The organism is Gelidibacter sp. (assembly GCF_035515035.1).
Taxonomy (GTDB): Bacteria; Bacteroidota; Bacteroidia; order Flavobacteriales; family Flavobacteriaceae; genus Gelidibacter.
Genome location: NZ_DATJCA010000040.1, coordinates 1 through 13,372 on the forward strand (window position 1 = coordinate 1; position 13,372 = coordinate 13,372).

Here is a 13,372-nt window from a genome sequence, read left to right on the forward strand (position 1 = left end):
GGCATTGGTGCTATAGACGATTTCAGCTTTGCAGAAACAAAAGATTCGACACCTGAGGATGTATATATTCTTCGTTCAACACCCTATATCAATCAATGGACGTATACCATGGGTTTTAATTTGAACAGGAAAATTGAAAATGGGTTTATGAATTTTGCCCTGAGCAGAAACATGTTTCATACCACTATTGACAAATTTGAAGATGAACAAAGAATTGAAGACAATCGAACCTTATTGGTCAATTCTGATGAAATTGAAAACAAATTTAGATTTGATTATAATAAATTTGTAAACGGATGGCGCTTTTCTTCGGGATTGGATGCGCAGTATGTTGGGTATTTTGGAGAGGTCTTTAATAAAATAAGCAACGAGTTGAAAGACGAAAATGGTACGATGATCTCGCCAGCACGTACGATTTCGTTCAATAGCCAAATTAACTTCTTTAAATACGGCATGTTTGCGCAAATTGCGAAACGGTTCTATAAGGATAGACTCCTTATTTCCGGTGGGATTCGTACGGACATGAATAGTTTTACCAATAACGGCAATAATCCGCTAAAAACCCTGTCACCACGGCTATCTGCCTCTTATAGCTTGAATGAGCGATGGAATATCAATGGATCTGTAGGTACTTATTATAAAGCACCAATTTATACATCATTGGGTTATAAGGACGATCATGGTGATTTTATAAATAGAGATTTGGAATACACACGTTCCACCCATTATGTTCTCGGTACAGAGTTCCTACCTAACCGATCTTTGCGATTTACGTTTGAAGGCTATTTTAAGCAGTATTCTGATTATCCCGTTTCAGAATCTACAGGAGTTTCGCAAGCCAATCAAGGCACACAATTCGGGTCGGTGGGAAGTGAACGCATCTTATCTATCGGCGATGGCCAAACTTATGGTTTGGAATTCTTCGTGCAACAAAAAATGACAGACCGACTCTTCTACGTTGCAAGCTATTCTTATGTGGTGAGTAAGTTCTCGGGTGTTGATGGCGTTTTAAAACCATCATCATGGGATAATCGCCATTTATTTTCTGCAACCTTAGGATATCAATTCAATAACAACTGGGATTTGGGCCTAAAATACCGCTTCGCGGGAGGAAATCCATATACCCCATTTGATATGCCAGCTTCCCAACAAAATTATTTGTTGCTGGGACAGGGTGTGCTTGATGTGGACCTGCTCAATCAAAATAGATTGTTAAACTATAACCAATTGGATTTACGAGTGGATAAAAAATTCAATTTCAATAGAACATCACTAGCGGTGTATTTGGATGTACAAAATTTATTAATTCAGAAGAGTGAATCGAATCCAGATTACACATTCCAACGTAATGCTGATAATACAGCGTTTCAAACCACCGATGGACAACCAATTCAAATGGACGGAAGCAACGCCATTCCTGTAATTTTGGATAATCAAAGTGGGCATCCATTGCCTACCTTAGGAATTGTCTTTGAGTTTTAGAACTAGGATCATACACTTTATTTTAACTCAATAAAATTTTCTCACCCTTCTGGCATTTTCCACTCTCATTCTTAATAAGAATAACGCACAAAAAAAGCCCTCAAATTGCTTTGAAGGCTTAAATTCTGGGTGGAAGACCGGGCTCGAACCGGCGACCCTCGGTACCACAAACCGATGCTCTAACCAACTGAGCTACAACCACCATGTAGCCGCATCCTTAAATGCGACTGCAAATGTAATTTATTTACTAATGTTTACAAAGCCTTTTAGTAAAAAAATTATACTAAATCGAATAAACTTTTTACTGCGGCATAACGCTCCACTGTAAAACCCTCTGCGTGCTCCGTTCCTATCAATCGGCCTAAATCCCTAGCTCTGTAGTCAATACTATCCGTAAAGTTTTTACTACTGATTGGGGTTTGGGGCGCTTTGCTTTCAGGATCAAAGAATTGTGTTTTATAAGCAGCCACTGCTTCCATTTTTTTATCCATAAATCCGGAAACATCAACTACAATATCTGGTTCAATATTATTCCATTGAATATAATGGTACACAAATTTTGGGCGCCAGTGCTGTTGTAATTTTCCGTCCCATTCCGTCTCAATTTTGGTTAATCCACTTAAAAAACAGGCATCACTCACTAATTGACTACCCTTTCCATGGTCAATATGCCTATCATTAATAGCATTACACAATACCATTTCAGGTTGGTATTTTCTGATCATCCTGATAAGTTCCAATTGATGCGTTTTATCATTTATAAAAAAACCATCCGCGAAACCCATATTCTCTCGCACCACAACCCCTAAGATCCGCGCACCGTCTTCGGCTTCTGACTTTCTGGTTTCTGCGGTGCCCCGAGTTCCTAATTCCCCCCGTGTAAGATCTATAATTCCTACTTTTTTACCGTTATGTACTTCTTTTGCAATGGTAGCACCACAGCCCAACTCAATGTCGTCTGGATGTGCGCCAAAAGCCAATATATCTAATTTCATCTGTTTAATTTTTAATCCAATCGTTTTGTTCTGCTTTGGTCAAAAAAGACCAAGCCACTACTCTACTCACTTTATTGCCTTGGATCATATCCAAAACCTGAAACTCTGTCGCGCCCAATTTCTTCAAAGAAGCTTCCATTGATCGGACATGACTTACATTTGACACCAAACTTGTAAACCAGAAACATTGTTTTGGGTACTGTGAACTCTCATACAAGTAATTGTGCAAAAACGCTTTTTCTCCGCCTGCATAACATAATTCTTTTGGCGTTCCACTAAAGTTTCTAACTACTTTATCGGTTTCCTTGCCCAAACCTTTCAATTTGGTTTTTGTGGCCTCGAGAGCATCGGCCTGACTTTTAAAAAATGGCGGATTGCAAACAGAAGCGGTAAATTTATCTGATGCCTTAAGGATTCCCTTTAAAATATGTTGGTAATCCCTTTGATGTCGTAATTCAATGGAATTTCCAAGATTATTTTTGTCAATAATTTTTTGGGCCACTTGAAGGGATTTTTCATCAATATCAGTACCTACAAAACTCCAGTTAAAAATGGCGTTCCCCAGTAAAGGGTAAATACAGCTTGCTCCTACGCCAACATCCAACACTTTGATATCGGTCACCAACTGGCTTCGTCTTAACAAATCGGACAAATGGTGCATATAATCGGCGCGACTTGGGATTGGTGGGCACAAATTTTCGTCCGGAAACTCCCAGAATTTCACGTTATAGTGGGTAAACAACAATGCGGTATTCAAGGCTTTTACAGCGTCAGGATTTGAAAAATCAATGGTTTGGGTTTGATAATCATTAACAAAAACATAAGATTTTAAAGCGTCATGATTTTTTATGAGCAGATCAAAATCATATTTTTTATTGTGAAGTGAATTTTTATGCAATTTATTTATGTTTTTAGTGAGAATGATCTCTTAATTTAGTTTCTATTCTTCTATCTGGAATTAACCACAGTAATGCAACCAAAATAAAAATGGCTCCGCCAATCCTTACATCAATGAAAGCACCAACGATGCCGCAGATATATAAAACCGGAGACACCTTACCTTTAATATCCTTTCCCAAGGCCAAAGCCAAAAGGGATTCTTTTCCTTGGTTTTTGATAATTGAATTCTGTAATACAAAATAGGCAATGGCAGCGCATAGCAAAACAACTCCATACAAAGATACAGATGCCGTAGTAAAATCATTTTGACCCATCCACCCGGTCACAAAAGGAATCAATGACAACCAGAAAAGCAAATGCACATTAGCCCATAAAATTGTTCCCGATACGTGTTTTACTGTTTGCATCATATGATGATGGTTGTTCCAATAAATGGCCACATAAATAAAACTCAGTACGTAGCTGCCAAAAACAGGAAGCACAACCTGTAAATCCTTAAATTCACCACCGTGAGGCACTTTTAACTCCAATACCATAATGGTAATGATAATCGCTAAAACCCCGTCGGTGAATGCTTCTAACCTACCTTTGTTCATAATTCCTGAAGCTTCTAATTCTGAGACTGAAGTTTTGAACTTTTAACCGCTTCAATAGCTTGCTCGATATCCGAAATCAAATCTTTTCTTGATTCAATCCCAACTGAGAAACGGATCAAATTATCGCTCACTCCAATTTTATCTCGTTCTTCTTGAGTCAGTAAAGCATGTGACGTTTTATGAGGTGATAACATGGTGCTTTCCACACCTGCCAGACTCATGGACGATTTGATCAATTTCAATTCCTTTTGAAATGCCATGGCATCCAAACCGTCAACCAATTCAAAAGAGAGCATGCCACCAAAACCTTTCATTTGCGATTTTGCCAACGCATACTGCGGATGCGATTTAAGTCCTGGATAAAAAACTTTCTTAACGTCGTCATGTTTTGATAGAAAATGTGCCAGTTTTTTGGCATTCTTATTTTGAGCTTTGACCCGTAAGGCTAGGGTTTTCATACTGCGCTCCAACATCCAGACGGTCATGTCACTCAAACTTCCGCCTAAGTTCTTGGCCACATTAAAAATCGTCTCCATGTGCATACTATTGCACGCCACCGCACCTGCCAAGATATCTGAATGTCCACCCAAATATTTTGTTGCGGAATGCATGATAATATCAATCCCAAAATCCATTGGCGTTTGATTGACAGGACTAGCAAAGGTATTATCAATAGTTGAAATAATGTTTTTTGATTTTGCCAAGTCGGCTACACCCTTAATATCTGTAATGGTCAATAAGGGATTTGACGGCGTTTCAATATGAATAAGTTTTGTATTCGGACGGATGGCTGCTTCAAAATCAGAAACCTCATACCCATCAGTAAATGTAAACTCAATGCCGTATTTAGGAAACTCCTCTCTAATAAAATTACTGGTACCGCCATACAAGGTATTTTGGACCACAATATGATCTCCCTGCTTTAAAAACGCCAAAAATACTGTACTAATGGCTGCCATGCCGCTTCCAAAAATCATACCTGCTTCGGCGTGTTCCAATGCGGCTATTTTTCTAGATAAATACTCTTGGTTGGGCGTGTTGAAATACCGTGGATACCGTTTCACATCAACATCGTCAAACTGATAGGACGTCGACATATAAATTGGCGAGACGGCGCCTTTAAACTGTTCGTCCTTGATTTCACCAACGTGTGTGCAAATGGTATTCAATCCGTATTTTGAGTTTGACATGAGTTCTGAAATTTAATAAGGTTTAAAATTACGAATAATTGGTTATACATCGATGGATTATTGGAGCGGTTTTTTAAGTTGACAACTCGAGATCGTAATCTTTTCAATAGAGCGCGCCACAAGTTTTCAATTCATAAAAACCTCGACAACAACATGTAACATTGTCAAAAACCCCTAAATTTTAAAAACAGTCAAACTTAAAAACGGTATTTTAGGCATTCTAAGTCATTTCACTTATATTCGTGACGCTATTAATAAATGACTCTCCAAATGCTTAAAGCCGTATTATTTGATATGGACGGTGTTATTGTAAACACTGAACCTTTACATCAAAAATCTTATTCCCTTATGTTTGATGACGTCAATATAGACGTCCCAAATGATCTTTATTCTACGTTTACAGGCCAATCCACACGCGCCATTTGTGAGATGCTGATCAATCATTTTAAATTACCATTGGGCGTCGAAACCTTGGTGGACATTAAACGTCATCACTTCAAATATTTATTTGAAAACGATGATGAATTAGATCTTTTGCCTGGCGTTTTAGATCTTATTAAAGATTATCATGCCAACGGATTGACCTTGGTTCTGGCATCTTCCGCATCCATGGAAAACATCAACAATATTTTTGAGCGTTTTAATCTGAACGATTATTTCGTAGCCAAATTAAGTGGTGCCGATTTAAAAGCGTCCAAGCCGCATCCTGAAATTTTCGAGAAGGCTGCAGTAGCTGCTGGATTTGAACGTGACGAATGCATGGTGATAGAAGATTCAACAAACGGAATTAAAGCAGCAAAAGATGCTGGTATATTTTGCGTAGGATATGACAGTTTACATTCACATGATCAAGATTATTCACTTGCAGATTTAGTTGTGAGCGATTTTAAGGAGATTGCCTATGAAACGATTTCCGCACATTTCAATTCTGTCCTTGCAGAAAAATAATGAGTAACCTGGATCCTAATGTGTAGAATGGTTCAGGTCTTCACTGCTTTATAAGGCAAAGTAGATCTACAAGATTACATCGTAATGCTCCATCTTCTCACTCTTCAGTAGGTCATTTCTGTTTTTTCAATAACTCGTTCTGCTCTTCCATCAACGCTGTGAGTTGCGAAAGCAATTCAATGTCCTTTGGTGTTTTGATTGTTTTATCCTTGACATCATGAGCTTTATTTTTCAGAGTGTTCATGAATTTCACCACCAAAAAAACGGTAAATCCAATAATCAAAAAATCCATAAACGCTTCAAAAAGTGCTCCATAACCTATGGCTACTTCATCAGAGATCAACTCACCAGAGGGATCCATTAATCGGTCTCTCAAAACAAAACGTTTATCCTGAAACTTTAAACCATCAGTCATTAAAGATAAAGGTGGCATTAACACTTTTTTCACCAGAACATCAATAACCTTATTAAAGGAAGCGCCAATAATGATTCCGATGGCCATATCCATCATATTTCCTTTTACGGCAAATTCTTTAAATTCTTTAAACAATCCCATCTTTTTTATAGTTTTTGTTTTAATTGCAACAGCCACAAACAAAGTGTTTATGGCTGGTGTCCTATCTGATTTGAATCTACTTTTTATTTTTTATAATAAACGGCATATTTTCGGTAAGCAAAAAACGCCAATAGGGCTACCACACCTACGGTAATAGCAATAAATTTCAAACTGACAATTTGATCGCCACTAGCATACGCGTGAAGTCCTGAAAGGTAGAAGTTCACTCCAAAATAGGTCATCATAATACTAGCAAAAGCAATAATTGAGGCCAGGTTGAATCCAAAACGTCCGCGGAGTCCTGGAACCAATCTCATGTGGATGACAAAGGCATAGACCATAATACTGATTAAAGCCCATGTTTCTTTTGGATCCCAACCCCAATATCGGCCCCAACTTTCATTGGCCCACATGCCACCCAAAAAGTTTCCTATGGTCAAAAGCACCAAACCTGTGGTTAGCGCCAATTCGTTGATAATTGTGAGCTCTTTGATGTTGAGCAACATCTTCTGTTTATTCTTTTCGTTGGTAAAAATCATCAAGATTAAGGAAACCGTTCCTAAGATCATCCCTAAGGTAAAGGGTCCATAACTCATCACAATTACCGCAACGTGAATCATCAACCAGTAACTATCCAAAACAGGTTCTAAGGTAGAAATGGCAGGATCCATCCAGTTCCAATGTGCGACCATCAAAATAATGGCGGTCACAAACGCAGTTGCAGCAATGGTCAAATCACTTTTTCGCCCAAAAGCCAGGCCAAAGAACATGGTTGCCCATGCCACATAAATCATCGATTCATAGGCATCACTCCACGGCGCATGCCCTGAAAGGTACCAACGCACACCTAATCCTATGGTGTGGAGTATAAATAATCCTAAAAGTAAGAATCCGAATCCCTTAATACTGATATTGACAAATTTATTCTTACCGTTGAAAATCTGGATAATTAACAGAATGAACATGAGCGTTCCCGCATACATGTACCAACTAAACAGGTTCTTAAAAATATCATATTTATTATAGGCGATTTCAGTTTTTATCTTTTCATCAGACAACATCACCTCACTTCCATATTTCTCCTGGGTCTTTTTTATCCCGTTCAACACGGCCTCAGCTCTTGAAAAATCGCCATCCTGTTTCGCAGTGTTGAGGGTCAATAAATAGGCACTAAATCCATTATTGATAAAATTACCTAATAGCGAATCGTTTATTTTTTCACGATAGCCGCCATCCCTAAATTCCTTAGATGAGATCCATTTGTTATTATCGTCCTCAGGTACCGGAAAGATTTTCATGGCACGTCCTTCTAGCGCATTATGTAATAAATTAACCCGTTGATCTGCTTCTTTAAACTCCTTTTGAGACCCGTTAGGTATGGCCGCTCTGTAGGCACTTTCAAGATAAGGTTCTAATTTATAGGTTCCGTTTTCCGTAAAGAAATCGATGAACGCTACGTATTTTTGATCTAATGGAACCCCGATAATCTTTCTAATGGTATCTGCCTTTTTTGCCGCCAAATAAATGACCGGAACATTATACCATAGTAAGGGACTTTCCTGAATGGACAACATAATCTGATTGGCATCAAAGCCTTCATAAGTATCCTGTTTGCTCAATTTACGCAACATTTCTGAAGCATAAGTATCCATTGGCATCATCCGACCACTATAATCTTGAACGACCAGATGTCCAAATTTATCGGCGTGTTCTTTAGGAGTGATATTTGCTTTAAGGACCGAATCAATCTGTGCTTTTGTTGGTCTGCCGCTATCATGATTATGACCATCGTCTGGCGAATGCGCTTGAGAAAATCCTAAGAAGGAACAGCCTATAAGTAAGATAGTGGCAAGTTTTCGTTTTTGTTTTTTCACTTTTTCAAGCATACGATTTAAATCGGCAAATCGTGTGTTCTTGTCAAACCAAATAGCCATAAGTCCGATATATAATAAAATGTACCCAATATAAGTAACCCAAGTGCCCCAGAAATCATGGTTAACCGAGAGTATTGTTCCTTTTTCATCAGGATCGAAACTCGCCTGGAAAAAACGATAGCCTCTATGATCTAAAATATTATTCATATAGATATGGTAATCATAATCGCCTTGTTCTTCATCCAAAACCGTCACTTTACTTTCATAAGAAGAATAACTTTTCTCAGTACCCGGATACTTTTGGGCAATAAATTCGTTGAGTTTTATTTCAAACGGCAACTCCATCAATTTGGAACCATACTTAAGGGCAATTTCCAAATTTCCAAATTTCACCTGTTCAAAAGGATTGTTTTTGTACGGGCCACCCAATAAGTTCACAAGTTTGGTTTCACCGTCAACGGTTACTTTCAACACAACGCCATCTTCATCTCCAGCTAACATTTCGGACTTTTTCACCACATCAAAAACGCCTTTTACCACAGGTTTTGGAAATACCATGGACATATTTCCAATAAGGTATCGCGAACGCAAAACCAAGGGCTGTACACTGTCTTTTACGACCGTACCGGTTTCTCGAGTAGCCATGGTCATATACGTTCCTTCATAAGGCGACTCAATGGTCAAGCCTTCAGGCGTTGAAGTAATATTGATGGCACCAGGTGTCGGTTTGTCTAAAGCTATTAAAACATTGTGCAGGTTTTGAACCTCTCCAACTTTTAAGAAATGATTGTGGGGCTGTCCGTCTCCTCCGGCCTCTACCAATTTAAGATAAGACTCTCCAGATTCATCAGGAATGATATCAGTTTCTGCACCCTTGATATATTTTACAAGTTCTAGGGTGATTGGAATTTCATTATAGTCCGTTTCAACCTTAAATTTATTGTTCAAACGGTAGGAGAAATCAACCTCGCGTTCAATTATTTTACGTTGCGCCACGCCATTTACCATATAGTCGCCGTCTATATAGGCGGTGACGTAAGTTTTCTGGGATAAAAATTGTTTTTCAGATGCCCCTTCGCGGATATGCATCATGCCTTCAAATCCGATATATCTGGTAATGAATGCACCAAAAATTATCAAAACAAATGATAAATGCAGCATTAAGGTAGCCCATTTCTCCTTTCTCAACAATCGGTAACGATACATGTTACCAAAAAAATTGATCATAAAAAACCCCATAATGGCTTCAAACCACCATGCATTGTAAATCAAATGTCGTGTGTAAGGTGTAGGTGAAGTTTCTTGATTGGCATCCAAAAATGTTCCAATTGCCATAGCTAAGGCAAATACAACAAATAAAATGGCAGTTAAACGGGTGGAGAAAAGAATATTAGCGAGTCTTTTTTGCATGGTAGAAATACTAATTTTTGCGTGTTCATTTAAGCAGGGCAAATTTAGCCTTTTTAGTTGATGATTTAAGGATTGAGAGATGTTAAAGTTGAGATATTTTAGATGCGTTACTATTTTGGAGAAATGTTTTGATAAATTACTCCAACACTTCCTAATTAAGACGTCCCAAGACAAAGACTTCCACTAAAAACATGGACTATCGCTGGCTTTTTACAACAAAAAACAGTACAAGCCACACACAAAAAAGCATCAGTTATGACTATTTCAAACCAATCTATAGTGATACGGTAACCAATTACAGGTCAACATTCAAAATATAAATTACTGTAATTAAACTTATTACGAAGGGAAATTTGGATCATTTTAAAAGTTTATAATCCATCGTTGAGTTTTGAAATTTAGAGCTCTGAATTTTAAAAATTGAACCTTAAAATTTGAACTTTGAACTCCCCTGCCTAATCTTGCCGCGCCTGAAAAATATTCAAATACATGAACGATCCCATCTTACGTGCACGATTTTTAGCGTTTTCGGCATACTCTCCTTCAAAAAGTTCATCGAGTGTAGCAAACCACAGATTTATCCATAAACCAAAATGCAGTTCGGTAATGGTGTGGTCATTCTCTTTATCTACGTCAATGTGGACTTGCAAAGGATTTCCGTAATACCGATTTTCCAATTTTCTGGTCATGAACAGACTGGTTTCCCAGAACGTGGTCAAACGTTCAATATGAGCGTCCCAATCGGTTATAACACGATTAAAAAAAGGGCCTAAAACGTCATCTTTTCTAACTTTTTTATAAAACTCTGAGACGAGTAGAAAAACATCGTCCCTATTTTGAATGTCTTTTTTTTCCATGATAAGCTATGCCATACGTACCAGGTTAATGATGAGGAACGTAGAATGCACTAAAATTGTTGCGATCAATAAATTGTAAATGACTTTTGGTTTCATCTGCGCATACAGAGATCCATTATAAGCCATTGCAAAGCTAACAACTAAAATCAAATCTAAGAAACGAAAGGTATGGGTACTGTTCATAATGATGAACATGGCTGCTATAGAACCTAAGCAACTTTGGAAAATGATGGTCAACGGAACATATAAGGTCAAATGTTCTTTAAAATCTTCTAGTCCTTTGTTATAGAGTGTCATAATTCTTATTTTTAGTGTTCTTACAAAGTTCCTAAACCTTTATTCGTACTTTTATGATTCAAATCATAAGATCATGATTCCCGAAGATATTATTGCCTCTTTTGGCGGCACTTTAAAGAACTATTCCAAGAATCGAACCATTTTCAACGAAGGGGAACGGGCCGGTTTCTATTTTCAGATTCGAAAAGGGCATGTTAAAATGTTCAATATGACTGAAGATGGAAGGGAGTTTGTTCAGGGCTTTTTTGAAAACGGTGATTCCTTTGGGGAGCCGCCATTATTTGGAGCTTTCAAGTATCCTGCGACGGCTTTGACATTGGAAATCTCAGAAATTTACGTCCTGCCAAAGGCTTCCTTTTTCCTTCTTCTAAAATCCCACCCTGACATTCATTTAAAGTTTACAAAACTAATTTGCAAACGCATGATCTATAAGGCAAAAATAGCTCGAGAAGTATCTATTTATCCACCAGAACACCGCATTCTAACATTATTGCACCATCTTAAAGGAAGCACTCAAAGAGACAGTAGTTTTGAGGTCCCCTTAACTCGGCAACAAATTTCAGACTTAACTGGATTACGGGTGGAAACTGTAATTAGAGCCATTAAAAAATTGGAAAAATCAGAGGCTTTAACCATTGTTGAGCGAAAAGTGTTCATATAAGTAACTCTCTAAATTCCAATACCAAAGACATGTGCGCACCCACCCAATTCATGGTAAAATTCAAAAATTCCTGATTCTTAATTTTTAATTCTTAATTCTTCATTAATTTAGCAGCATGATTTCAGTGATTATTCTTGGGGCAGGCAATGTCGCAACACATTTATTCAACGCTTTTGATAACTCAGGCACCATTACTGTAAACCAATGGTTTAACAGAAATATTGGAAGTCTTCAATCTTACAAAAATAGAGTTGAAATTACCGATGATTTATCGCAATTAAAAGAAGCCGACCTTTATATCATTGCTGTAAGTGATGATGCGGTGGCCAACTTATCGGTAAAATTACCGTTTGAAAACCGATTGGTGGTCCACACTTCTGGCACAGTCAACATTCACGATCTCGACAAAAAAAATCGCCGTGGGGTATTTTATCCTTTACAAACCTTTAGTAAAAGTGCGACTTTAGATTTTGCAAACGTGCCCATCTGTATTGAGGCCATCGATAAATCTGATCTAAAAATTTTAAAAGCCCTGTCAAAAGCCATAGGCAGTAAAAGTCATAAAGTAAATACCAATCAGCGTAAATCCTTACATTTAGCTGCGGTGTTTGTCAATAACTTTACGAATCAACTCTATCGTATAGCGCATGAAATTACGGAAGATGAAGGTGTGGAATTTGACATTCTAAAACCATTAATTATGGAAACCGCAATAAAAGTCCAAGAATTATCGCCTTATATGGCGCAAACCGGACCGGCAAAACGGAACGATAAAAAAACCATAAAAAAGCATTTAGAATTGTTGAAAAACGAACAACATAAAGCTATCTATGAACTCTTGACTGCAAGTATCCAAAAAACACATGGTGTTTCCACAGTCCCACCGATACGATCTAAAAAAAAATAAGATAAATGGAAGAAAAAAGTTATAAAGAATACCTTGAACACATTACTACTTTTGTTTTTGACGTAGACGGCGTGTTGACCGATGGCACTATTTTATTGACCACTAATGGCGACATGTTAAGGACTATGCACACCAAAGATGGATTTGCCATGAAAACCGCCTTAGAAGCGGGTTACCATCTGTGCATCATATCGGGAGGCAGCAATGAAGGAGTCCGTCACCGTTTAAATGCCCTTGGAATTACTGATATCTATTTAGGTGCCCACAATAAAATTGAACAACTAAATGAATATCTGGACAAAAACAATATCAAACATGAACATTTGCTGTATATGGGCGACGATATTCCTGATTATCCTGTGATGAAACTGGTTGGCTTGCCTACCTGTCCTCAAGATGCCGTACCTGAAATTAAGGCCATTTCAAAATACATTTCCCATAAAAATGGTGGAAAAGGATGTGTAAGAGATGTGATTGAACAGGTTTTAAAGGTTCAAGGAAAATGGAATGGCAGTTTTGACGCGAAGTACGATTGATGAAGACCATCCCAAAGCAATAAGCTCGAAGATTGAAGTTGAAAGACTTAGTACAGAACGGCCATAGATATGGGTGTTTTTGATTAGTAAGCAACGTAATCTCAAAACATATAACCTAAAAGTCGAAAATTTGCGAGATCTGCGAGAAAAAATTTAAAATATG

13 protein-coding genes and 1 tRNA gene are annotated in these 13,372 nt (G+C 37.8%); 5 read left to right on the forward strand and 9 right to left on the reverse strand.

The window, feature by feature from the left end; translation table 11 throughout:
* On the forward strand, positions 1-1,482 hold a 1,482-nt coding region (locus VLZ86_RS02975), incomplete at its 5' end, for a TonB-dependent receptor (protein WP_325448568.1).
* A gap of 127 nt (positions 1,483-1,609) precedes the next feature.
* Here VLZ86_RS02975 and VLZ86_RS02980 read toward each other — a convergent pair.
* The 5 genes from VLZ86_RS02980 to VLZ86_RS03000 all read right to left on the reverse strand — a co-directional run bounded on the left by VLZ86_RS02980 (position 1,610) and on the right by VLZ86_RS03000 (position 5,163).
* Positions 1,610-1,685 (reverse strand) — tRNA-His (locus VLZ86_RS02980).
* Positions 1,686-1,760: 75 nt separating this feature from the next.
* Entirely contained in the window at positions 1,761-2,477 is a 717-nt protein-coding gene (gene bshB1, locus VLZ86_RS02985; RefSeq protein ID WP_325448570.1) for a bacillithiol biosynthesis deacetylase BshB1, read from the reverse strand.
* 4 nt (positions 2,478-2,481) lie between these two features.
* Complete coding sequence (rlmF, locus tag VLZ86_RS02990) at positions 2,482-3,375, reverse strand: 23S rRNA (adenine(1618)-N(6))-methyltransferase RlmF (protein ID WP_325448572.1); 894 nt, start codon at positions 3,373-3,375, stop codon at positions 2,482-2,484.
* Between the two features lie 13 nt (positions 3,376-3,388).
* Positions 3,389-3,973 (reverse strand): TMEM175 family protein, encoded by a 585-nt coding sequence (locus tag VLZ86_RS02995; protein WP_325448574.1) that lies wholly within the window; start codon positions 3,971-3,973, stop codon positions 3,389-3,391.
* Between the two features lie 14 nt (positions 3,974-3,987).
* The gene (locus VLZ86_RS03000) at positions 3,988-5,163 is read right to left on the reverse strand and encodes a PLP-dependent aspartate aminotransferase family protein (RefSeq protein ID WP_325448576.1); all 1,176 of its coding nucleotides are present in this window, start codon (positions 5,161-5,163) and stop codon (positions 3,988-3,990) included.
* A gap of 270 nt (positions 5,164-5,433) precedes the next feature.
* Here VLZ86_RS03000 and VLZ86_RS03005 point away from each other — a divergent pair, with 270 nt between their 5' ends.
* Complete coding sequence (locus VLZ86_RS03005; protein WP_325448578.1) at positions 5,434-6,111, forward strand: HAD family phosphatase; 678 nt, start codon at positions 5,434-5,436, stop codon at positions 6,109-6,111.
* Positions 6,112-6,223: 112 nt separating this feature from the next.
* Here the strand turns inward: VLZ86_RS03005 and mscL are convergent, their stop codons facing one another.
* The 4 genes from mscL to VLZ86_RS03025 all read right to left on the reverse strand — a co-directional run bounded on the left by mscL (position 6,224) and on the right by VLZ86_RS03025 (position 11,105).
* On the reverse strand, positions 6,224-6,667 hold the full coding sequence (gene mscL / locus VLZ86_RS03010) for a large conductance mechanosensitive channel protein MscL (protein WP_325448580.1): 444 nt from the start codon (positions 6,665-6,667) through the stop codon (positions 6,224-6,226).
* An 83-nt stretch (positions 6,668-6,750) separates the two neighbouring features.
* Positions 6,751-9,951 carry a cytochrome c biogenesis protein CcsA gene (gene ccsA / locus VLZ86_RS03015; protein WP_325448582.1) on the reverse strand — a complete coding sequence of 1,067 codons (3,201 nt, stop codon included), beginning with the start codon at positions 9,949-9,951 and terminating at the stop codon, positions 6,751-6,753.
* A 455-nt stretch (positions 9,952-10,406) separates the two neighbouring features.
* Positions 10,407-10,808, reverse strand: coding sequence for a group III truncated hemoglobin (locus VLZ86_RS03020; protein WP_325448584.1), 402 nt, complete (start codon positions 10,806-10,808; stop codon positions 10,407-10,409).
* 6 nt (positions 10,809-10,814) lie between these two features.
* A complete protein-coding gene (locus VLZ86_RS03025) occupies positions 10,815-11,105 on the reverse strand; it encodes a hypothetical protein (RefSeq protein ID WP_325448586.1) in 291 nt (96 codons plus the stop codon).
* Positions 11,106-11,178: 73 nt separating this feature from the next.
* Here VLZ86_RS03025 and VLZ86_RS03030 point away from each other — a divergent pair, with 73 nt between their 5' ends.
* The 3 genes from VLZ86_RS03030 to VLZ86_RS03040 all read left to right on the forward strand — a co-directional run bounded on the left by VLZ86_RS03030 (position 11,179) and on the right by VLZ86_RS03040 (position 13,209).
* Positions 11,179-11,766, forward strand: a complete 588-nt coding sequence (locus tag VLZ86_RS03030) for a Crp/Fnr family transcriptional regulator (RefSeq protein ID WP_325448588.1) — start codon at positions 11,179-11,181, stop codon at positions 11,764-11,766.
* Positions 11,767-11,881: 115 nt separating this feature from the next.
* On the forward strand, positions 11,882-12,673 hold the full coding sequence (locus tag VLZ86_RS03035) for a DUF2520 domain-containing protein (RefSeq protein WP_325448590.1): 792 nt from the start codon (positions 11,882-11,884) through the stop codon (positions 12,671-12,673).
* Positions 12,674-12,678: 5 nt separating this feature from the next.
* A complete protein-coding gene (locus VLZ86_RS03040; protein ID WP_325448592.1) occupies positions 12,679-13,209 on the forward strand; it encodes an HAD-IIIA family hydrolase in 531 nt (176 codons plus the stop codon).
* The last annotated feature ends 163 nt before the right edge of the window (positions 13,210-13,372 follow it).